The organism is Agrobacterium sp. 16-172Ci (assembly GCF_053522725.1).
Window position 1 is genome coordinate 32,122 of the sequence record NZ_JBNWBW010000015.1, and the last position, 21,372, is coordinate 53,493.

Annotated in this window: 17 protein-coding genes; 16 read left to right on the plus strand and 1 reads right to left on the minus strand. The window is 61.2% G+C overall.

Going from position 1 to position 21,372, the window contains the following annotated elements:
- Window positions 1-38 precede the first annotated feature (38 nt).
- Genes ACQZ40_RS14660 through ACQZ40_RS14705 form a run of 10 tightly spaced genes read left to right on the plus strand, consistent with a single transcriptional unit; the run spans window position 39 to window position 10,941 of the window.
- Window positions 39-1,091: a Gfo/Idh/MocA family protein gene (locus ACQZ40_RS14660; protein ID WP_448748225.1), complete on the plus strand. Its 1,053-nt coding sequence runs from the start codon at window positions 39-41 to the stop codon at window positions 1,089-1,091.
- Window positions 1,084-2,100: a Gfo/Idh/MocA family protein gene (locus tag ACQZ40_RS14665; RefSeq protein WP_065657216.1), complete on the plus strand. Its 1,017-nt coding sequence runs from the start codon at window positions 1,084-1,086 to the stop codon at window positions 2,098-2,100. Before ACQZ40_RS14660 ends, ACQZ40_RS14665 begins: the two co-directional genes overlap by 8 nt.
- Window positions 2,097-3,170, plus strand: coding sequence for a Gfo/Idh/MocA family protein (locus ACQZ40_RS14670; RefSeq protein WP_448748226.1), 1,074 nt, complete (start codon window positions 2,097-2,099; stop codon window positions 3,168-3,170). Before ACQZ40_RS14665 ends, ACQZ40_RS14670 begins: the two co-directional genes overlap by 4 nt.
- A gap of 21 nt (window positions 3,171-3,191) precedes the next feature.
- Entirely contained in the window at window positions 3,192-4,463 is a 1,272-nt protein-coding gene (locus tag ACQZ40_RS14675) for an ABC transporter substrate-binding protein (protein ID WP_065657218.1), read from the plus strand.
- Window positions 4,464-4,520: 57 nt separating this feature from the next.
- The gene (locus tag ACQZ40_RS14680) at window positions 4,521-5,489 is read left to right on the plus strand and encodes a carbohydrate ABC transporter permease (RefSeq protein ID WP_020011947.1); all 969 of its coding nucleotides are present in this window, start codon (window positions 4,521-4,523) and stop codon (window positions 5,487-5,489) included.
- Window positions 5,482-6,525 carry a carbohydrate ABC transporter permease gene (locus ACQZ40_RS14685; RefSeq protein WP_121490429.1) on the plus strand — a complete coding sequence of 348 codons (1,044 nt, stop codon included), beginning with the start codon at window positions 5,482-5,484 and terminating at the stop codon, window positions 6,523-6,525. The genes ACQZ40_RS14680 and ACQZ40_RS14685 overlap by 8 nt, the downstream gene beginning before the upstream one ends.
- Before the next feature lie 22 nt (window positions 6,526-6,547).
- Window positions 6,548-7,627, plus strand: a complete 1,080-nt coding sequence (locus ACQZ40_RS14690) for an ABC transporter ATP-binding protein (protein ID WP_003524613.1) — start codon at window positions 6,548-6,550, stop codon at window positions 7,625-7,627.
- 37 nt (window positions 7,628-7,664) lie between these two features.
- A complete protein-coding gene (araD, locus tag ACQZ40_RS14695; protein WP_448748227.1) occupies window positions 7,665-9,389 on the plus strand; it encodes an L-arabinonate dehydratase in 1,725 nt (574 codons plus the stop codon).
- Window positions 9,390-9,398: 9 nt separating this feature from the next.
- Window positions 9,399-10,196, plus strand: coding sequence for an NAD-dependent epimerase/dehydratase family protein (locus ACQZ40_RS14700; protein WP_448748228.1), 798 nt, complete (start codon window positions 9,399-9,401; stop codon window positions 10,194-10,196).
- Window positions 10,197-10,230: 34 nt separating this feature from the next.
- On the plus strand, window positions 10,231-10,941 hold the full coding sequence (locus tag ACQZ40_RS14705; RefSeq protein ID WP_078052504.1) for a ribonuclease activity regulator RraA: 711 nt from the start codon (window positions 10,231-10,233) through the stop codon (window positions 10,939-10,941).
- A gap of 3 nt (window positions 10,942-10,944) precedes the next feature.
- Here the strand turns inward: ACQZ40_RS14705 and ACQZ40_RS14710 are convergent, their stop codons facing one another.
- The gene (locus ACQZ40_RS14710) at window positions 10,945-13,296 is read right to left on the minus strand and encodes a helix-turn-helix transcriptional regulator (RefSeq protein ID WP_448748229.1); all 2,352 of its coding nucleotides are present in this window, start codon (window positions 13,294-13,296) and stop codon (window positions 10,945-10,947) included.
- Window positions 13,297-13,432: 136 nt separating this feature from the next.
- Here ACQZ40_RS14710 and ACQZ40_RS14715 point away from each other — a divergent pair, with 136 nt between their 5' ends.
- The 6 genes from ACQZ40_RS14715 to ACQZ40_RS14740 are packed head-to-tail and all read left to right on the plus strand — an operon-like array spanning window position 13,433 to window position 21,332.
- Entirely contained in the window at window positions 13,433-14,461 is a 1,029-nt protein-coding gene (locus ACQZ40_RS14715) for an ABC transporter permease (protein WP_448748230.1), read from the plus strand.
- Entirely contained in the window at window positions 14,461-15,342 is an 882-nt protein-coding gene (locus ACQZ40_RS14720; RefSeq protein ID WP_020813268.1) for an ABC transporter permease, read from the plus strand. The genes ACQZ40_RS14715 and ACQZ40_RS14720 overlap by 1 nt, the downstream gene beginning before the upstream one ends.
- Before the next feature lie 4 nt (window positions 15,343-15,346).
- Window positions 15,347-16,993: an ATP-binding cassette domain-containing protein gene (locus tag ACQZ40_RS14725; protein ID WP_448748231.1), complete on the plus strand. Its 1,647-nt coding sequence runs from the start codon at window positions 15,347-15,349 to the stop codon at window positions 16,991-16,993.
- 17 nt (window positions 16,994-17,010) lie between these two features.
- Window positions 17,011-18,567, plus strand: a complete 1,557-nt coding sequence (locus ACQZ40_RS14730; protein WP_448748232.1) for a hydantoinase/oxoprolinase N-terminal domain-containing protein — start codon at window positions 17,011-17,013, stop codon at window positions 18,565-18,567.
- Window positions 18,560-19,693: a DUF917 domain-containing protein gene (locus tag ACQZ40_RS14735; protein ID WP_448748233.1), complete on the plus strand. Its 1,134-nt coding sequence runs from the start codon at window positions 18,560-18,562 to the stop codon at window positions 19,691-19,693. The genes ACQZ40_RS14730 and ACQZ40_RS14735 overlap by 8 nt, the downstream gene beginning before the upstream one ends.
- A gap of 43 nt (window positions 19,694-19,736) precedes the next feature.
- Window positions 19,737-21,332 (plus strand): ABC transporter substrate-binding protein, encoded by a 1,596-nt coding sequence (locus ACQZ40_RS14740; RefSeq protein ID WP_448748234.1) that lies wholly within the window; start codon window positions 19,737-19,739, stop codon window positions 21,330-21,332.
- Window positions 21,333-21,372 lie beyond the last annotated feature (40 nt).

Consider the following 21,372-nt stretch of genomic DNA (forward strand, 5'->3'; position numbering starts at 1 on the left):
TATGCAAATGATCGCGTATTGGGAAGGAGGCTCCCGAAATGCAAAATATCAAGACCTGCGTCATCGTTGGCGCCGGAATGGTGGCGAAGACGCATGTGCTTGCCTGTGCGGCAAGTCCGGAAAAAATTCGCCTGAAGGGTTTAGTCGATAGCGGCTCCGGTCGCGCCAGGGCGCTGGCCGCCGAAGCGTCGAAACATACAGGATATGAGGTCGTCGTTTATTCCTCGGTCGAGGAAGCAGCGCGCGATGCGGATGTCGATTTCGCCATCATCGCAACGCCGCCGAATGCCCGCATCGATCTCGTCGGACAGCTCGCAAAGGCGGGCAAACACATTCTGATGGAAAAGCCCGTTGCCCGTAACACGAAGGAAGCCGGCGGGCTTGTCGCCCTATGTCGTGAAGCCGGCGTCACGCTTGGCATCATCTTCCAGCACCGCATGCGGGCTGCATCGCAAAAAGCCCGCGAGCTTGTGGATGGCGGGACGCTCGGAGCGCTCGGTCTCTGCGAAATTTCCGTGCCGTGGTGGCGCGCGCAATCCTATTATGATGAACCCGGCCGCGGCACCCTGGCGCGCGACGGCGGCGGTGTTCTGATCTCCCAGGCAATCCACACCATCGATCTGGCGCTGAGCCTTACAGGGCCGGTCTCGCGCGTTCAGGCCATGGCGGCGACGACGCGGTTTCATCGCATGGAAACCGAGGATTACGTCGCGGCCGGCCTGCGCTTCAAGAATGGCGCTGTCGGCTCGCTGGTCGCAAGCACCGCAAGTTTCCCCGGCGCTCCGGAATCGATTGTCCTGCATTTCGACAATGCCAGCCTGCGGCTCGCCTCGGGCCTCCTGCATGTCGACTGGCGCGATGGCCGGCAGGAGACCTTTGGCGGCGCGGCATCCGGCACGGGCGGCGGGGCCGACCCCATGGCTTTCACGCATGAATGGCATCAGGGCGTCTTCGAAGATTTCGCAGACGCCATCTCCTCAGGGCGCGCCCCGGTCGTCACCGGCGAAGCGGCTCTTTTGTCTCACAGATTGATCGACGCGATCATCAACTCGGCCGACACCGGCAAGGAAGTGGAACTGCAGGATGACTAAAGCAATCAAGTTCGTCGCTCTCGGCATAGAGCACCGGCACATTTTCGGCATGGCCCAGAACATGCTGGATGCTGGCGCAGAATTCGCCGGCTGGTGGACCGAAGGCGAGCCAGACGTGGTGGAAGGCTTCGTCAAGCGCTTCCCGGATGTGCCGCGCGCGACCTCGAAGGAAGCTCTGCTGGCCGATGGCAGCATCGATCTCGTGCTGATCGCCGACATTCCCTCCAAGCGCGCCGATCTTGCCATCGCCGCCATGGAAGCCGGCAAGGACGTCATGTCCGACAAGCCGGGCTGCACCACCTTCGAACAGCTCGATCGCCTTCGCCAGACGGTGGCGAAGACGAAGCGCATCTGGACTGTCGATTTCTCCGAGCGTTTTGAAGTTCCGAGCGTGACCAAGGCCGCCGAACTCGTTGCGCAGGGTGCGATCGGCCGTGTGATCCAGACCGTCGGTCTCGGCCCGCACCGCCTGAACCGCCAGATTCGCCCGAAGTGGTTCTTCGAGCGTGAAGCTTACGGCGGCATCATCACCGATATCGCCAGCCACCAGATCGACCAGTTCATGTTCTTCACCGGTTCGACCGAAGTGGAGATCGTGGCTGCCACCGTTGCCAATTATGCCAACCCGCGCGATCCGGGCCTGCAGGATTTCGGCGAAGTGGTGCTGCGCGGCGACAAAGGCCACGGCTATATCCGCGTCGACTGGTACACGCCCGATGCGCTGCCGACCTGGGGCGACGGCCGCCTCACGATCCTCGGCACCGAGGGTTACATCGAGCTGCGCAAATATGTCGATGTCGGCAACAAGGAAGGCACCGACCGTCTCATTCTCGTGAATGGGGACCGCTGCGAATATATTGACGCCTCCGGTGCCGGCCTGCCCTATTTCGGCCGGCTGTGCGACGACATCCGCAACCGCACCGAAACGGCGATGACGCAGGAGCATGTGTTCAAGGTATGCGACCTGTCGCTTCAGGCGCAGGCCAAGGCCGAAGGAGCAAAGGCATGATTGGCGTCGCAATCGTTGGTGCTGGCATCGGCGCCCTGCATCTGAAGGGTTATCAGGCGTTGCCGGAGCGCTTCTCCGTCAAGGCGATCTGTGACCTCGATCTCGAGCGCGCCCGCTCCGTGGCGGGTGAGGATACCTCTATCCGTCTGACGACCGATCTCGATGAGATTCTGGCCGATGAGAGCATTCAGCTCATCGACGTCTGCCTGCCGCCGCACCTGCATTTTCCCGTGACGCTGAAGGCGCATGCGGCGGGCAAGGATGTGGTTTGCGAAAAGCCGCTGGTCCGCTCGCTTGAAGAGGCAAATGCGCTCATCGACTCCGTCAAGAAGACCGCACGTGGCGTGTTTCCCGTCTTCCAGTACCGTTTCGGACATGCGATGCGGCAGCTTCGCGCGCTCATCGATGCCGGCCTTGCGGGCAAGGCTTTCGTCGCGAGTTCGGAAGTTCACTGGAACCGTGGCGCCAGCTATTACGACATTCCGTGGCGCGGTACGTGGAAGGGCGAATGCGGCGGCGCTATCCTTGGCCATGCCATCCACGCCCATGATCTTCTCTGCCACGTTCTCGGCCCCGTCGACGAAGTGTTCGCCATGGCCGATACGCGCGTCAACACGATCGAAACCGAAGACTGCGCGGCGCTCAGCTTCCGCATGAAAAGCGGTGCGCTGGCGACGAGCTCGGTGACGCTCGGTGCCGCCGAAGATACGTCGCGACTCCGTTTCTGCTTCGAAGGCTTCACCGCCGAGAGCGGCACGCTGCCCTATCGCCCGGCCGAAGACACATGGCGTTTCATCGCGCGTGCACCGACCACGCAGGACCAGATCGACGCCGTTCTGGCGACGGTCGGCGATGGCGAAAACGGCTTTGCCGGTTTTGTGGAAGCTATTGCCGACGCGATGGAAGGACGCGGCGGTAAGGAAGTGACTGTGAACGATGGCTTGCAGTCCATCGAGCTCGTCACCGCCATTTATCGCTCGGTGCGGGAAGGAAAGCCGGTCCGCCTGTCCGACGCCGCAGAAGGCGAATGGATCAAGGGCTGGGCTCCGCGCGCATCCGCCAACGCATAATCATCTAAGGGAGGAAAAGAGATGATCGGTAAATACAGCATGGCATTGGCGCTCGCCATTGGCGCGGCGTCCTTTGCAGGCGCCGCTCAGGCGGCTGAGGAAGTGCGCTTCACCTGCGCTTATGACGGCAACGGCTGCGAAATTCTGAAAGACATTCTCGCGCGTTACGAAAAGCAGCATCCGGACGTGAAGATTGTCACCGACGTCGTGCCCTACAAGGCGCTGCTGGAAGGCCTGCCCGTGCAGCTCGCTGGCGGCAGTGGCCCGGATTTCGCAACCGTGACCGACCTTGGCGGCCTCAACCGCTATTATCTCGATCTCACGCCCTATGTGGACGCGAAATATTGGGAAGACAATTTCTCCAACGTGCTGAAATGGTATCGCAGCGGCCCTGACGACAAGGGCATCTACGGCATGCATACCCAGCTGACCATCACCGGCGCCTTCATCAACCGCACTTTGTTCGATCAGGCCAATGTCGCCGTTCCCGGCAAGGATGCGACGCTGGACGACTGGGCGAAGGCTGCCAATGCCGTCGCCAAGGCAACCGGCACGCCTTACCCGATGGCCATCGACCGTTCCGGCCACCGCATTGCCGGCCCGGCCATTTCCTATGGCGCAAAGATTTTCGATGCGGACGGCAAGCCAATTCTGGTCGATGAAGGCTTCACGACCTTCGTGAAGAAATTCGTCGAATGGAACAAGGACGGCACCATGGCGCGTGACGTCTGGGCTGGACAGGGCGGCAATACCTACCGTGACGCCGCGCAGGAATTCATCAACGGCCAGTTGGTCTATTATTATTCCGGCAGCTGGCAGACCGCGCGTTTCGACAGCCAGGTGGGCGATGCCTTTGACTGGGAAGTCGTGCCGCAGCCCTGCGGTGGCGTAGCCTGCACCGGCATGCCTGGTGGTACCGGCATCGTCGGCTTCAAGCAGACCAAAAACCCGAAGATCGTTGCCGATATCCTGAACTTCATGGCTCAGGACGAGAATTATCTCGACTTCACCGTTCGCACCCGCAACGTTCCGGCCCATAAGGCCGTTGCCGACAAGGGTGTGACCTATACCGGTGCGACGCCTGCGACGCAGAAGGCCATGAACGCCTGGCTGGACCAGATTCCCGGCCTCAGCCCGATTGCCTATGCCTATCAGGGTTACAAGAACAATCGCGCCATGTTCAACATCTCCGTCCAGCGCATCACGCAGGCCATCGTCGGTGAAAGCACTGTTGATGAGGCCATGGCCCGCGCGAAGACGGACCTCGAGGAAGCGTTGAAACAGGCGAAGTGATCCATCGCCTTCCGGCGCGGCGCATGCCGCGCCGCGCCGGATCGAAGGAGGACCCTCATGTATAAATTTCTTGCGCCCGTGATGGGCATCGTTGAACTGCCCTTTGCCTTTCTGCAAAAGGTTCTGGGCCATCGGCGAATTGCCTGGGTGTTTCTCACACCCAACCTGATCCTGTTTGCGGTCTTCGCCTTTCTGCCGATCGTGCTGAACATGGCCTATTCCGTGACAGGCAGCGAACACATATTGCTTTCCGAACGCCCTGCCGTGGGCGGCGAAAATTTCTCGGTCCTTCTTTCCTGTCAGAATTACCTCGACCCCAATTCCTGTCAGCGTGACCTGTTCTGGCGCTCCGTCTGGAACACGGTTTTCTTCGTGGTGCTGCAGGTTGGATTCATGGTCGGCTTCTCGCTGATCACGGCCATCGTGCTCAACCGCGATATCCGGGCGCGCGGGTTCTTCCGTGCCGTCTTTTTCTTCCCCGTGCTGCTGTCGCCCGTCGTTGTGGCCTTGATCTGGAAGTGGATTCTCCAGCGTTTCGGCGTTCTCAATGCGGCGATGGAGGGGCTGGGCCTCGGCTCGGTGGACTGGTTGCTCGAAGCCAATCTTGCCTTCGGCTGGTCGGTCTTCCTGTCGGTCTGGGCGCATATGGGCTTTTACACGCTCATTCTTCTGGCCGGCCTGCAGGCGATCCCGCGCGATGTCTATGAGGCGGCGCAGCTCGACAAGGCAAGCCCCTGGCGCATCTTCCGGCGCATCACGCTGCCGTTGCTTGCGCCCACCATGCTCGTCGTTCTCGTCCTCTCGCTCATCAAGGGCGTGCAGACCTTCGATGAAGTCTTTGCCTTCACGGGTGGCGGCCCCGGTTCGGCGACCACCTTCATCATTCAGTTCATCTATCAGACCGGTTTTGCCGGGACGCCCCGCAATTTCGGCCTTGCGGCTGCCGCTTCGCTGCTGCTCGCCGTGGTGCTCGTGGTGCTGACCGCCCTGCAATTCCGGGCAAACAGGAGCAAGGTCGATGGCTAGGATTGGCGCATTTCTGACCCGTACCCGCGGCCGCAACGGCAAGCTGCACTGGACCGATTGGCTGTCCTACGCCTATCTCGGCGTGGCCGTGCTGATGATGTTCGGTCCCGTCGTGTGGCTGGTGCTCTCCTCGTTCAAGACTGAGGCCGACCTTCAACGCTTTCCGCCGCGCCTTCTGCCCTATAGCCAGGAAACCGTGGTGGTGGATGGGCAGGCAGCGCCGCTGCCGGCCTATGTCGACAAGGATGGCCGCAAGTTTGGCATGGTCCGCCGCATCGGCCTCGTGGCCCAGGTGGTTGACCCGGCCAAGCCAACCGAAGTCCTGAAGATGCCGTTCAACGAGCTGAAACCGGCTGAAAAAGTGGCGCTGGCGACGGAAAACTACACCGAACTTTTCCAGCGCTTCAATTTCCCGCTCTATTTCTGGAACTCGACCTTCATCACGGTGACCTCCACCATCATCATGCTGATCGTCAATTCCATGGCGGCCTTCGCGCTCTCGAAATACCAGTTCAAGGGCAGGGGTGCGGTGCTGGCGCTGGTTGTCGGCACGCTGATGATCCCGCAGACCGTCGTGCTCGTGCCGCTGTTTCTCATCACCAGCCAGCTCGGCATGATCAACAGTCTCTGGGGCGTCATCATTCCTGGTGCTGCGACACCCACGGGCGTCTTCCTGCTGCGGCAATATATGCTGACGATCCCGGATGAAATCCTCGATGCTGCCCGCATGGACAAGGCGAGCGAGTGGAAGATTTACTGGCGCATCATCCTGCCGCTTTCGGCCCCGGCGCTCGCCGTCCTTGCCATCCTTGCGATCATGTGGCGCTGGAACGACTTCCTCTGGCCGCTGATCGTTCTGACCCGCAACGACAACTTCACCCTGCAGCTGGCGCTCAACTCCTTCCAGGGGGAGATGACGACGGAATGGAGCAACCTGCTGGCTATGACGGTGCTGACACTCGCCCCGATCGCGCTGGTCTTCATGTTCCTGCAAAAATACATCGCCACCGGCATTGCATCGACGGGCGGCAAATAATCCTCAGGGAGGAAACACGACAATGGCAAGTATAGAGCTTCGTCAGGTCAAAAAGACATATGGTGCCCTCGATGTGATCAAGGGTGTCGATCTCGATATCAAACACGGCGAGTTCTGTGTTTTCGTCGGCCCTTCCGGCTGCGGCAAGTCGACGCTGCTGCGCATGATCTCCGGTCTCGAAGAACTGAGCGGCGGCGATATCGTCATCGGCGGTGATGTGGTCAACACGGTGCCGGCCGCAGATCGTGGCCTTGCCATGGTGTTTCAGTCCTATGCCCTTTATCCGCATATGACGGTGCGTGAAAACCTGTCCTTCGGGCTTGAGAACATCGGCACCTCCAAAAAGGATATCGCCGAAAAGATCTCCCAGGTTTCCAAGATGCTGCAGATCGACCAGCTTCTGGAGCGTCGCCCCAAGGACCTGTCGGGTGGCCAGCGCCAGCGCGTCGCCATCGGCCGCGCCGTCGTGCGCGAGCCGCGTGTGTTCCTCTTCGATGAGCCGCTTTCCAACCTCGATGCGGAACTGCGCGTCGACATGCGCGGCGAGATTTCAAGCCTGCACCGGCGTCTCGGCAATACCATGATCTATGTGACGCACGATCAGGTGGAAGCCATGACCATGGCCGACAAGATCGCCGTTCTGCGCGCCGGCAAGCTGGAGCAATTCGGTGTGCCGCTCGATCTTTATAACCGCCCGGCCAATCTCTTCGTGGCAGGCTTCATCGGTTCGCCGAAGATGAACTTTTTTGCCGGCGAAGTGACCTCGGATGCAACGCCGTCCCTGAAGATCGCCACCGGCGAATTGATCCCGCTACCGCAGACCGGCTTTTCCTACAAGCCCGGCCAGAAGGTGACGCTCGGCGTCCGCCCGAACCATGTGCAGCCCGGTGAGGGCGGCGCGCTGACCATGTCCGTGCGCACCGCAGAACAGCTGGGCGGGGAATCCTATCTCTATGGTAATCTCGGTGATGGCACTCCGGTAACGCTGCATCTTTCCGGCCAGACCTCGACTTCGGCGGGAGAAGTTATCCGCCTGTCGGCGCCGCTGGAACACATTCATCTTTTCGATACGACGAGCGGGCTGACGCTCCGGCAGGACTGACAGCCTTTGGCGCAACCCGCAACGCAGGACCATTGACATGACCGATAAAAAACTCCGTTCCGACCGCTGGTTCGCCCCCGACGACCTGCGCAGCTTCGGCCACCGCTCACGCATGATGCAGCTCGGTTATGCGGAGGAGGATTTTGTCGGCAAACCCGTCATCGGTATCCTGAACACCTGGTCGGAGCTGAATACCTGTCACTCGCATTTCCCTGAAAGGGTGAAGGACGTGAAACGCGGCGTGTTGCAGGCCGGTGGTTTCCCCGTCGAAATGCCGTCGCTCTCGGTGGACGAAAGCTTCACCAAGCCGACATCGATGCTCTATCGCAACATGCTGGCGATGGAGACGGAAGAAATGATCCGCTCGCATCCGCTCGACGGTGTGGTGCTGATGGGTGGTTGCGACAAGACGACGCCCGGCCTCGTCATGGGCGCGATCTCGGCCGGCGTGCCGATGATCTATCTGCCGGCAGGCCCGATGTTGCGCGGCAATTATGCCGGCAAGGTGCTGGGTTCGGGTTCGGATGCCTGGAAATATTGGGACGAGCGGCGTGCCGGTAACGTCACGGACGAGGAATGGCGCGGCGTGCAGGGCGGCATCGCCCGCTCCGCCGGTGTGTGCATGACCATGGGCACCGCCTCGACCATGACCGCCATTACCGACGCCCTTGGCCTCACCCTGCCGGGAGCTTCCTCCATTCCAGCCGTGGATGCCGAACACCAGCGCATGTCGGCGGGTTGCGGCCGGCGTATCGTGGAGATGGTGACCGAGGAGTTGACGCCGGACCGTATTCTGACCGCGACCGCCTTTCGCAATGCCGCCATCGTCGCCATGGCGACCGGTTGCTCCACCAATGCCGTCGTGCATCTGATCGCCATGGCCCGCCGCGCCGGCGTGCCGATGACGCTGGATGAACTGGACGAACTTGGCCGGGTCACGCCGCTCATCGCCAATGTCCGCCCCTCCGGCAAAGACTATCTGATGGAAGACTTCTATTACGCCGGCGGTCTGCGGGCGCTGATGAAGCAGCTCGAAAGCCGTCTCGACTGTTCGGCGCTCACCGTGACCGGCCGCAGCATGGGCGAAAACCTCGAGGGTGCGAAGGTCTATAATGACGACGTCATCCGCTCGCTCGATAATCCCGTCTATGCGGAAGGCTCGCTTGCGGTGCTGCGCGGCAATCTTTGTCCGGATGGCGCTGTCATCAAGCCCGCCGCCTGCGATCCGAAATACCATGTTCACGAAGGCCCGGCGCTGGTCTTCGACAGTTATCCGGAGATGAAGAAGGCAATTGACGACGAAAACCTCGATGTCACGCCGGATCATGTGCTGGTGCTGCGCAATGCCGGTCCGCTGGGCGGTCCCGGATTTCCGGAATGGGGCATGCTGCCCATCCCCAAGGCGCTGATCAAGAAGGGCCACCGCGACATGGTGCGCATTTCCGATGCCCGCATGTCCGGCACCTCCTATGGCGCCTGCGTGCTGCATGTCGCGCCGGAAAGCTTCGTCGGCGGCCCGCTGGCGCTTCTGAAGACCGGCGATATCGTGCGCCTCGACCTGCCGCAGCGCCGCCTCGACATGCTGGTCAGCGAAGAGGAAATCGCCAGCCGCCGCGCTGCGTGGCTGGCACCCGCGCCGCGTTATGAACGCGGCTATGGTTATCTCTTCTCCAAACACGTCACCCAGGCCGATCAAGGCTGCGATTTCGACTTCCTGCAGACGGATTTCGGCCGCACCGCCGGCGAGCCCGATATTTTCTGAGGACGCGACATGTTGAAGCGATTACTCATCACCGGCGCCGGCGGCAAGCTTGGCAGCATGCTGCGCGGGCGGCTTGGCCATGTCGCCGAGACGATCCGTCTTTCCGACGTCGTCGATCTCGGTGAGGCAGCACCCCATGAGGAGCTTTTTCACTGCCGGCTCGAAGACGAGGCGGCGGTTCATGAACTGGTGAAGGGCTGCGATGGCATCGTCCATCTCGGCGGTATTTCGGTGGAAAAGGCTTTTGATCCCATCGAGGCCGCCAATCTTCGCGGCGTCTACAATCTTTACGAGGCGGCGAGACAAAACGGCCTGCCGCGCATTCTCTTCGCTTCCAGCAACCACACGATCGGTTATTATCCGCAGGGACAGCAGCTCGAGCCGGAAACGCCCTTTCTGCCGGACGGCCTTTACGGCGTCTCGAAGATTTTCGGTGAAGCGATGGCAAGTCTCTACCACTCCAAATTCGGCCAGGAGACGGCCATCGTCCGTATAGGGTCCTGCGAAGAAAAGCCCTCCAACTGGCGGATGCTGTCGACCTGGCTCAGCTACGGTGACTTCGTCTCGCTGATCGAGGCCACCTTCCGCGTGCAGAAACTCGGTTGCCCTGTCATCTGGGGTGTTTCCGCCAATGACGACAGCTGGTGGGATAATTCCCATGTCGATTTTCTCGGCTGGCAGCGCCGCGACAATGCCGCGCGCTACCGTGCGGAAATCGAACGCGATGTGCCGCGCCCCGATCCCGAGGCCGCAATCGCAAAATATCAGGGCGGCGTCTTCACAGACGAGCCCATTCACAGGACTTGAAACACATCCATCCGCCCATTGCGAGGAGACAGACATGAACAATGAAACGCGCGAAAAACTGATGACGATTTCCGTCGCTACCCTGGCGACGGCGCTTTACAAGCGCGGTCTGCGCAACCAGGTCATTCAGGGTGTGCGCCCGCTCGGCTACAAAGGCAAGAACATGGTGGGCCCGGCCTTTACCCTGCGCTATATGCCGGCGCGCGAAGACCGCAACCAGCTTGTTGAATTCCGCAATCCCGCCCATCCGCAGCGCGTCGCCATCGAAACATGCCCGCCGGGCCATGTGCTCGTCATGGACAGCCGCAAGGATGCGACCGCCGCCTCAGCCGGCGATATTCTTGTGACCCGCCTGATGGTTCGCGGCGGTGCCGGCATCGTTTCCGATGGCGGTTTCCGGGATGCGGCCACCATTGCCGAGCTGGATATTCCAGCATACCACACCCGCCCTTCCAGCCCCACCAACCTCACCAAACACGAGGCAATCGAGATCAACGGCCCGATTGGCTGCGGCGATGCGCCGGTGTTTCCGGGCGACATCATCGTTGGTGACGCCGATTGCGTTATCGTCATCCCGGCTGGCATTGCCGACGAGGTGGCGACCGAGGCGGTGGAAATGACGGCTTACGAGGATTTCGTGGTGGAACAGGTCAAGGCCGGCCAGACGATCATCGGGCTTTACCCCTGCACGAAGGAAGAGCACCAGACGGCTTTTGCCGAATGGCGCAAGAAGAACAACCGCTGAGTCTTATAGCCAGCCCAGTGCTTTCGCCGCGCGGATCGCCTCCGCGCGGCGTTTGCAATCCAGCTTGCGGAACAGGTTGCCGAGATGAAACTTCACCGTCACTTCCGAGATGTTGAGCGTCTGGGCAATCTTCTTGTTCGACATGCCGCTGGCGAGCAGTTGCAGCATCTGCGCTTCCCGCTGCGAAAGCCCGCCATGCAGGGCGCGCGCCTGCGGTGAATTCACCGAGGCGGCGAAAATCGACAGCGCGGTGCGGACATCGGACGAGGTTTCGATGAAGCTGCGGATGCGGCGATTGTTCAGGAGCGGTGAGAGGAAGACGCGCTCCTCCGACAGGACGCCGCTGCAGCCAAGACGGGTTGCCGATTCAAGAGCGGTGAGGATATGGGCGCGTGCGGCGGCATTGTCGCGGCGCTGGTGCGCGGCATAGCTCTGCCAGATTCTCAGCGCGACCTTCTCGCGGTTGGTGACCTTGGGATTGGCGATCATCGCGTCGATCTGGCGGGAGAGATAGGCGCGCGGCGTGAAAAGATGCACCGCATCGCGCAGCCATGCCATGACATAGGCGATTTCGTCTCGGCGTGTCAGCCGGGAAAGATCCTCATGCGCACTTTCCACCCAGTTGCGGCCGATCGGCATGCGGATTGCCGAAAGTGTCGCGGCGGCATCCGCCCAGCGGTTGGCGTTCTGATAGGCGAGGGCCGTCCTGATTTCCATCATCGCATGGAATTGCAGCCCTTCCGAAAGATGGATCCACAAGCCGTCGAGAAAGCCCGGACGAACCGTCATCGGAAAATGGTCGATCAACACCTGCGAGGCGTAAAACAGGGCAAACTGCATCAGGCTCGGCCAGATCTCGGCAGCGGCGAAGTGATCGAATTCGTGCTCGACGAAATGCAGAAGGTCGCGCGGCTTTCCCGCCTCATAGGCAAGACAGGCTTCCGCCAGCCGCAACATTCGGAACTCCTGCGCGGCATCATGCGGCACCTGTTCCAGCCGTGCGCGTGCCTCCTGCGCCGCCCGACGGGCTAGCAGCACGTCACCGCTCATCAACCGTAGCACGATCTGGTGCAGATGGATGAAGAACTCGAGCAGAGGCTGCCCGCCCATCTTGCGCAGATAAATGAGCGCGCGGGCCGCTGCCGCCTCCGCTTCGCGGAAATTTCGGCGGCGAATTTCGAATTCCAGCAACGCATTGTAATAGGCCGCCCATTTGCCGTGGTCGTCCATGGGGTAGTCGGCCATGAACTCGGCTAGACGGGTTATCACCGCGTCATTGGGCGTCAGGTCCTCGGCAATCATCAGATTCAGCCGGAAGGTGCGGGCGGCGAAGGAAAAGCGTGAGCTACGGGCAAGCACTTTCAGCGGATCGAGATAATCCGACCCGAGGCTCTTGCCGAGCAGATGGCGCACGCGCTGCAACTCACCCTGTTTCAGCAGGGCGCGGGTAACGGCGAAGAGCACGGTTTCATTCGTTGCGATCATATCCTGCGAAAACCGCATGATGATCTCGCGAAACCTGTCGACGCTGCTTCTGTAGATCAGTTCGCGGCCATGGGCGCGTTCAAGGATTTGCGCGGCATGGGTCTCGTAACCACGGTCGAGCAGCATCGCCATGGCCGCAAGCGCCCGGCCTTCCTTTTCGAAAGCCGATGCGACCTCCACCACGGCGCTGCCGGCCTGCAGCGTGGCGAGACGTTCCCGAGCAGCCACGCCCAGAAGCCGTATCAGGGTGGGGTGGTTGTCGGGATTTCCGGTGAGGAAAGGCGGCAGCAGTTCGGTCCAGTCCGCCTCTGGCTCCGCAGAGGGGTTTTCCAGCCAGAAGGAAAGCTCAACCGTCTGGGCGGGAGAAAGATGCGGCAGGTAGTTTTCCCGCAGATAATCTGCACACAGCGTTTCATCCGGAAAACGCGCCAGTGACAGAAAAGCCGGCCAACCCGCATAGTCGTGGAGTGCGAGACGTTTCTGCTCAGCTGGCAGGTCTTTCACCTCGTCCTCACCAAGAAGCAGTTCATTCGGCCCGATGGTGAGCGAACCGCGATGCAGGATTTGCCGGGCCAGTCCGCTGATCCGTTGATCCGGCCGGCAGGCGATGACCACCAGACGCACCGCCTCCAGAATGGCGGCGGGCATGCGGGCCGCCCGCGCGAAAACCGGCACGTCCCACAGGAGACAGCCATTTTCGATCTCGTCGCTTCGCGGCTGGTGCGTCCGGCACACGTCGGTTCCGAACTCTTTTGCGAGCATTTCCAGCAGCACGCTTTTTCCCGCACCCGCCGGCGCGCGCAGAAAGACCACGCCGGCGGTTTCGCTGGCGATGCGACGGCAGAGGCGGGTGCGGGGAAGCAGCGTCATTCGCAAAGGCATAGGAGATTTAATCTTGAAAACCTATACTTATCTTTCAAAAAACTATACCTTTTCCAGATTGTTCAAAGGGACATGTGGTGAAAACTTGTGCTCACGCAACCGATGCACAAGGAACGTTCCACCGATGCAGCAACATCCGCTGGTCGCGATTTTGAACAGGCTCGGCACCTTCGTGCTGGTCATGATCGCCCTGTCCATCATGATTTTCGTGCTCGCCCGCGTGGTGCCGGGCGATCCCGCCCGCATGGCGCTCGGTCCTGCGGCAACGCAGGAGCAGGTGGATGCGCTGCGCGGCGAGATGGGCCTCGATAAGCCGCTTGCCGTCCAATATCTCGACTATATCGGCAATGCCCTGCAAGGTGATCTTGGTTTCTCGCTGGTGTCGCAACGCCCGGTGACTACCGATCTGGCGCAGACCGTTCCGGCTACCGTGGAGCTGGTACTTGTCTCGGTCATCTTCATGTTTGCCGTCGCCATCCCGCTCGGCGTCATCACTGCGCATTACCGCGACCGGCCGCTTGACCATATCGGTCGCATCCTCTCGCTCACCGGGGTCACGATCCCGAGCTTTCTTTTCGCCATCACGCTGCAATTGCTGGCCGCCCGGTTTCTCTCCGGCTGGCCGATCATCGGCAGGCTTGACCACTCGCTGGGCTGGCAGGGCGGCCCGACGGGCTTCATCCTCATCGACGGCACGCTGGCCGGACGGTTCGATGTGGTGCTGGATGCGCTGAAACACCTTGCACTGCCAGCATTTGCGCTTTCCATGGCCGGCATCGGCCAGATCACCCGCATCACGCGCTCCTCGATGATCGAGAACCAGCGCAAGGACCATGTGCTCACCCTGCAAAGCTTCGGCGTGCCGGAGCGGGTCATCATCTTCCGTTACCTGCTGAAGCTCTCTTCCATCGCGCCGCTGACGATCATGGGTCTCGAATTCGCGTCGCTGATCGGCAATGCCTTCGTGATCGAGATGGTCTTCGCCTGGGGCGGTTTTGCTTCCTATGGGCTCAACGCCATCCTGCAGAAAGACCTCAACGCCGTGACCGCCGTGGTGCTGGTGGCCGGCCTGTTCTTCATCGTTGCGAACCTGATCGTGGATGTTCTGATCTCGATCATCGACCCGCGCCTGCGCCGCAAGGAGGCTCGCTGATGGCTGATATGAAAATGCTCGAACCCACCGATCGGGGCTTAAGCGCCGGTTACATGATGTGGTATCGCTTCAGCCGCAATCCGGCGGCGGTCATCGGCTCGCTGATCCTGCTATCGGTTCTGGTGCTGGCGGTATTCGCACCCTGGCTTACGCCCTATCCGAAACATATCGGCGCGGTCGTCGATTTCCGCGCCCGCCATATGCCGCCGGATCTCGAACACTGGTTCGGCACCGACAAGGCAGGGCGCGATATCTTTTCCCGCACCATCTTTGGACTGCGTGTCTCGCTGCTTCTCGTCATCGGCGTGCTCGGAATTTCGGTGCCGGTCGGAACCGTGCTTGGCCTCATCGCCGGTTATTTCGGCGGCTGGACTGAAAAACTTATCAGCGGCCTGACGAATGTGATGCTGGCCATGCCGCCACTGGTCATGGCGCTCGCGGTCTCGAACCTCCTGGAACCGACACTGATGAACGCCATGATCGCGATCACGCTGCTGTGGTGGACCTGGCACGCGCGGCTGATCTATTCGGTGTCGAAGTCCATCGCCTCGGAAGACTATATTGAGGCGGCGCGTCTTGCCGGTGCGGGCCCGTTACACATCCTCTTCCGCGAAATACTGCCCAACTGCGTTTCGGTCATTTCGGTCAAGACGACGCTCGATGCCGCCTTCGTCATCCTGTTCGGGGCGACGCTGAGCTTCCTCGGTTTCGGCGTCAAACCGCCGACGCCTGACCTTGGATCGATGGTCGCCGACGGGCGCCAGTTCATGCCGGATTTCTGGTGGGAAGTGCTCTGCCCCGGTGCGGCCGTGCTTTACGTGACGCTGGGTTTCAACCTGCTGGGCGACGGCCTGCGCGACATGTTCGACGTGGAAAGCTAAGGCCATGACTGAACCGCTTCTCAAGGTCGAAAACCTCAACGTCACCTTCACCAATTACGGCCGCACCCGGCAGGTGCTGCGCGATGTCGCTTTCACGGTTGCCGCCGGCGAGCGCGTGGCCCTGATCGGCGAGACCGGATCGGGAAAATCCGTCACCGCCAAGGCGATCATTGGCACTTTGCCGAAGAATGCCGCGATCACCTCCGGTGCGATCGTCATCGATGGCCGGGATGTGCTTTCCTTACCGCGCAGGGAGCGTGAGGCGCTGAAGGGCACGGCGTTTTCGCTGATCATGCAGGACCCGCTGTCTTCCTTCAATCCGGTCTTCAAGATCGGCACGCATCTCGATGATGTCATGCGTTTTGCCGACAAACGCGACGGCATCAACTCGTCCAAGTCCGAGCGCCGCAACCGTATCGCGGCCGTTCTACGCCGGGTGCAGCTTGCCGACACCGAGCGGGTGATGAACGCCTATCCCTCCGAACTTTCGGGCGGCATGCGCCAGCGCGTGCTGGTCGGACTTGCGCTGCTGCACCAGCCGAAGCTCCTGATCGCCGACGAACCGGGCACGGCGCTTGACGTGACGACGCAGGATGAAATCCTCAACCTCATCAACCAGCTGGTCGCCGAAGAAAACATGGCGCTGCTGATGATCACCCACAATCTCGGCGTCGTGCGTAAGGTGGCGGACAGGGTCGTGGTCATGCATCACGGCGATATCGTCGAGACCGGTCCTTGCAGGCAGATCCTACATGCTCCTGCCGAGGATTATACGCGTTCGCTGCTGGATGCCGTGCCGCCGCTCTATGGCCCGCGCGTTGCCGATCTGGCGCAGAGCACGCGCTCGCCCATCGTCACCATCGAAGGGCTGAATAAGATTTACGGCCGCCGCAACGGTTATCACGCCGTCCGCGATATGAACCTGACCCTGAAGGAAGGCGAGGTTTTCGGCCTTGCGGGTGAGTCAGGCTCCGGCAAGACCTCGGTTGCGCGCATGATCATGGGCCTTTCGCGTCCCACGTCTGGCAATCTTGTTATCGACGCCCCGGCTCCTGAGCGCGGCAAGCGGCTGACGCAGATTGTCTATCAAAATCCGGGCACCTCGCTCAATCCGAAGCGCACGGTGAAACAGACGCTTGCCCTGCCGCTGAAATCCATCGGCATGGACGGGCCTGCGCGTGAAAACCGTATGCAGGAACTGATGGGGCTGGTGCGGCTGCCGCAATCCTATCTCGGCAAATATCCGCACGAGCTTTCCGGTGGTCAGAAGCAGCGCGTAGCGATTGCCCGCGCGCTCGCGGCCGAGCCGAAAATTCTCATCCTCGATGAGCCGACGGCGGCACTCGATGTCTCCGTGCAGAAGACGGTTATCGACCTTCTGTTGCAGCTGCGCGAGGAGCTCGGCCTGACCTATCTGATGATCTCGCACGACCTGTCGCTGATGCGCAATTTCTGTTCGCGCATCGCCATCATGCTGCGGGGCGAGATTGTCGAAGAGGGTGTGACGTCGGCGGTCTTCGCCGAGCCGGCCCATCCCTATACCCGCGCCCTGATCGCGGCCATCCCCGTCGTCACCGACGAGGAAGAACGTCTCAAACCCACGGTGACCGAGGAAGAGCGCATGCGCTTCCTCGTAAAAACGACCGATTGATGAAAGAGGAGCCTGACGTGTATCGCGTTGGAATTGACGTCGGCGGCACGAATACCGATGCCGTTGTGTTGCAGGATAAAACCGTTCTGGCGGGGGTGAAGGCCTCCACGACAGAGGATGTGACATCCGGTGTCATCGAAGCCCTTGAAAAGGTCATCGAGGCGTCGGGCATAGACAGGGCGCGCATTGGCGCCGTGATGATCGGCACCACGCATTTCACCAATGCGGTGATCGAGCGCCGGCATATGGACGAGGTGGCCGCCATCCGTCTCGGCCTGCCGTCCGGCGCCGGGCTGCCGCCCATGGTCGACTGGCCGGATGATCTCCGTGAAATCGTCGGCAACCACGGTTATCAGGTGCGCGGCGGTTATGAATTCGACGGACGCGAAATTTCGCCGCTCGATGAGGACGAGATCGTCCGCATCGCTGCCGATATCCGCGCCAAGGGCTTAAAGGCGGCTGCCGTTACCTGCGTTTTCAGCGGCATCAACGAAGCAATGGAGCTGCGGGCGAAGGAAATCCTGCAGGAACGCTGCCCCGGCCTGCCGGTGGTGATGTCCAAGGATATTGGTCGTCACGGCCTGCTTGCGCGTGAAAGTGCGGCAATCATGAATGCCAGCCTGCTGTCGCTGGCCGACCGCACGGTTGCGGCTTTCGGCGAAGCGCTGAAGGCTGCGGGCATCACCTGCCCGTTTTATATTACCCAGAACGACGGCACGCTGATGGCGGCTGATGTGGTGCGCGGTTTTCCCGTGCTCACTTTCGCTTCAGGCCCGACGAATTCCATGCGCGGTGCGGCCTTCCTCACCGGCCTCAAGGACGCCGTGGTGGTGGACATCGGTGGCACCACCTCCGATGTCGGCTCGCTGTCTCACGGCTTCCCGCGTCAGGCCTCGACCACGGTGGATATTGGCGGGGTGCGCACCAATTTCCGCATGCCTGACGTCTTCTCCATCGGTCTTGGCGGCGGCTCGCTGGTGGTCAATGGCGATCACGGCCTGACCGTCGGGCCGAAATCCGTCGGTTACCGTGTTCGCCGCGAGGCGCTCTGCTTCGGTGGCTCGACCCTGACAGCGACCGATATCGCCGTTGCCTCCGGCAAGGCGGATGTGGGCGAGAAGGCGCTGGTCTCCAGCCTCGACAAAAAGCTCGTGAATGCGGCGGTCGACAAGATCAACGACATGCTCGAAGCCTGTGTGGAGCGCAGCCGCATCTCGTCGTCGCCGGTGCCGGTGATCGCCGTTGGCGGCGGTTCCATCCTGATGCCGGATCGCATCGGTGATCTTGAGGTCATCCGGCCTGAGAATTTCGCGGTGGCCAATGCCGTCGGCGCGGCCATTGCGCAGATCAGCGGTGAGACGGACCGGGTCTTCTCACTGGTGGACGGACGCACGCGCGAGAGCGCACTGGCCGAGGCGGAAGCGGAGGCCCGCGAAAAGGCGATTGCCGCTGGTGCGATTGCCGAAACGCTCGAAGTGATCGAGCGCGAGGACATGCCGCTTGCCTATCTGCCCGGCAACGCCACCCGCATTCATGTGAAAGTTGTTGGAGAAATGGGAGCCAATCATGGCTGAGACACGCAAGCTGAAATATGACGAAGCGGCATTGCGGACGCTGACCCGTGAAGATCTCGATGCGCTGGAAATCGGCGCCGGCATCCTCGGCACGGGCGGCGGCGGCAATCCCTATCTTGGCAAGCTGCTGGCGCTGGAGGCCATGAAGGCCGGTTACGAGATGAAGATTCTCGCAACCGATGCCATCGAGCCGGACGCGCTCTGCATGTCCATCGGCGGCATCGGCGCGCCTGTCGTCGGCGTCGAGCGCATTCGAGAAGGCCGCGAAGGCCTGCGCTGCCTGCGGGCGATGGAAGAGCTGATCCGCACGCCCGTCGACGCCATCGTCTGCGAGGAAATCGGCGGTTCCAATTCGATGAACCCGCTGGTGACGGCGGCGCTGGGCGGCCTGCCGATCCTCGATTGCGACGGCATGGGCCGGGCTTTCCCGGAAATGCAGATGACCACCTTCTCCATCTATGGCCATAGTTCTACGCCATCGGTGATGTGCGATCTGCACGGCAACGCCGTCATCTTCAGCCATGCCGTTTCCGAGGTCTGGCACGAGCGCATGGCGCGCGCCTGCGTCGTCTCGCAGGGCGGCGGTGCGATGTTGGCGACCGCGCCGATGCAGGCGCATTACGTGCACCAGTACGGCATTCCGAAAACCTATACCAAGGCGATTGCCATCGGTGAGGCAGTGATCCGCGCCCGCAAACAGCAGGAAGACCCTATTGCCGCAGTCTGCGCGCTCGAAGGTGGAAAGCGCATCTTCAACGGCAAGATCACCGATCTGAAGCGCCACCTGCGCGGCGGTTTCGCGGTTGGCGATCTCACGCTCTCCGGCTTCGACGATTGCGCAGGCCAGACGGCGGGCGTCGCCATCCAGAACGAATTCCTGCTGTTTTCCCGTGACGGCAAACTGGAAGTGACGGTGCCCGATTTGATCGTCCTGCTCGATGTCGACACGGGTTATCCGATCACCACCGAAGTGCTGCGCTACGGCCAGCGCGTGGCCGTCATCGCCATCCCCTGCCACGACCTGTTGCGCAGCGCCCGCGCGCTTGAGGTCGTCGGGCCGGCGGCCTTCGGTTATCCGGACATTCCTTTCTCACCGCTGCCCGTCCCGGTCAGCAAGGCTGCCTAACCATAAGCGGGGCCAACGCCCCGCAATAAAGAGGAGAACGATAATGAAAATGCCTGTACTTTCTTCCCGTCTCGCCGCGCTGGCGCTCGGCACGGCGCTCGTGCTGCCGTTTGTTTCTTCCGCAGCCATTGCGGAAGACAAGGTGTCAGTTGCGGTCAACACCATGCAGATATTCAGCTCGCTCGACCCGGCGAAGGTGACCGATTACACCGGCTACATGGCCATCGTGAACATGTATGACGGCCTGACCACGGTGAACGCCAAGGGCGAAATCGTGCCGCATCTGGCAAAATCCTGGGATATTTCGCCGGACGGCCTGACCTATACCTTCCACCTGCGCAACGATGCGAAGTTCCAGGATGGCACGGCGGTGAAGGCTGCCGATCTTGCCTGGTCGATCCAGCGCCTGCTCGGAATCAACAAGGGCCCGTCGAACCTCATCGTCGGCGTGCTGAAGCCCGAAAACGTTACCGCGCCTGACGATGCCACGCTGCTCATGAAGATCGAGCGCCAGTTCTCGCCCTTCATGGCGGCGACGCCGCTGATGATGGCGATGAACAAGACGCTGATCGAAGCCAATGCCAAGCCGGAAGACAAATGGGGCGAGGCCTATGTCGGCGAACATTCCGCCGGCTCCGGCCCCTACAAGCTGGTCAGCTACAATCGTTCGGCCGATATGGTCATCGCCCGCAATGCCGATTATTTCCTCGGCTGGACGAAGGGCAAGCCCATCGACGAAGTACGCTTCGTGCAGACCAGCGACGACGCCACCGTCAAGGCGCTGGCGGAAAAGGGCGAACTCGGCCTTTCCTCGCACGGGCTTGGCAACGACACCTATGAGTCCATCGGCCGGATGAAGGGTTACAAGCTGATCCAGACCCGCACCGCCGGCGGTTTCGTCATCAAGCTCAACACCAAGGTCTATCCGACGGACGACGTCCACGTGCGCCGCGCCATCGCCTATGCGACCGACTACAAGACGATCCAGGAAGTGATCTATCCGGGCTTCGATATGAAGGGGCCGCTTTCCGACGCGTTCAAGGATGCGCATAACGGCGATATCCAGCCGGGCGTCTACGATCTGGAAAAGGCCAAGGAAGAGCTGGCGAAGTCGAAATATGCCGGCCAGAAGATCACGCTGGTCAACAGCTATGTCGCTTCGCTGGCCTTTGAGGCGGAAGTGGCGCTGCTGCTGCAATCCAGCCTCGAACAGATTGGCATTACGCTCGATATCAAGCCGGAGCCATGGAACCGGATCGTCGAGCTTTCCTCTAAGCCGGAAACGACGCCTGCATCGACGCAGGTGAACATCTCGCCGACCTATCCGTCGCCGGATTCGATGTTCTACAACCAGTATCACTCCAAGGCCTCCGGTACCTGGATGTCGATGGAATGGTTGCAGAATGCGGAGATCGACGGCTTGATTGACAAGGTTCGCTCCACAACTGATGTCAACGAGCAGAACGCCACCTACAAGGAACTGCAGACGAAGATTGCCGATCTTCAGCCTGACGTCTGGGCCGTTGCGCCGAACCGCCGTTACGCGGCGAACAAGTGCCTTCAGGGTTACGAGTTCATTCCCATGCAGAGCTGGGACCTGAACTTCTCCAACTTCCATTGGGACTGCAAGGCGGAGTGATCTCCGCCTCATGAAACCCGGCCCCGCCGCAAAGGCGGGG

Coding starts and splice junctions, on each gene's coding strand:
- ACQZ40_RS14660 (WP_448748225.1), top strand. CDS start 39: ATGCAAAATATCAAGACCTGCGTCATCGTTGGCGCCGGAATGGTGGCG.
- ACQZ40_RS14665 (WP_065657216.1), top strand. CDS start 1,084: ATGACTAAAGCAATCAAGTTCGTCGCTCTCGGCATAGAGCACCGGCAC.
- ACQZ40_RS14670 (WP_448748226.1), top strand. CDS start 2,097: ATGATTGGCGTCGCAATCGTTGGTGCTGGCATCGGCGCCCTGCATCTG.
- ACQZ40_RS14675 (WP_065657218.1), top strand. CDS start 3,192: ATGATCGGTAAATACAGCATGGCATTGGCGCTCGCCATTGGCGCGGCG.
- ACQZ40_RS14680 (WP_020011947.1), top strand. CDS start 4,521: ATGTATAAATTTCTTGCGCCCGTGATGGGCATCGTTGAACTGCCCTTT.
- ACQZ40_RS14685 (WP_121490429.1), top strand. CDS start 5,482: ATGGCTAGGATTGGCGCATTTCTGACCCGTACCCGCGGCCGCAACGGC.
- ACQZ40_RS14690 (WP_003524613.1), top strand. CDS start 6,548: ATGGCAAGTATAGAGCTTCGTCAGGTCAAAAAGACATATGGTGCCCTC.
- araD (WP_448748227.1), top strand. CDS start 7,665: ATGACCGATAAAAAACTCCGTTCCGACCGCTGGTTCGCCCCCGACGAC.
- ACQZ40_RS14700 (WP_448748228.1), top strand. CDS start 9,399: ATGTTGAAGCGATTACTCATCACCGGCGCCGGCGGCAAGCTTGGCAGC.
- ACQZ40_RS14705 (WP_078052504.1), top strand. CDS start 10,231: ATGAACAATGAAACGCGCGAAAAACTGATGACGATTTCCGTCGCTACC.
- ACQZ40_RS14710 (WP_448748229.1), bottom strand. CDS start 13,296: ATGACGCTGCTTCCCCGCACCCGCCTCTGCCGTCGCATCGCCAGCGAA.
- ACQZ40_RS14715 (WP_448748230.1), top strand. CDS start 13,433: ATGCAGCAACATCCGCTGGTCGCGATTTTGAACAGGCTCGGCACCTTC.
- ACQZ40_RS14720 (WP_020813268.1), top strand. CDS start 14,461: ATGGCTGATATGAAAATGCTCGAACCCACCGATCGGGGCTTAAGCGCC.
- ACQZ40_RS14725 (WP_448748231.1), top strand. CDS start 15,347: ATGACTGAACCGCTTCTCAAGGTCGAAAACCTCAACGTCACCTTCACC.
- ACQZ40_RS14735 (WP_448748233.1), top strand. CDS start 18,560: ATGGCTGAGACACGCAAGCTGAAATATGACGAAGCGGCATTGCGGACG.
- ACQZ40_RS14740 (WP_448748234.1), top strand. CDS start 19,737: ATGAAAATGCCTGTACTTTCTTCCCGTCTCGCCGCGCTGGCGCTCGGC.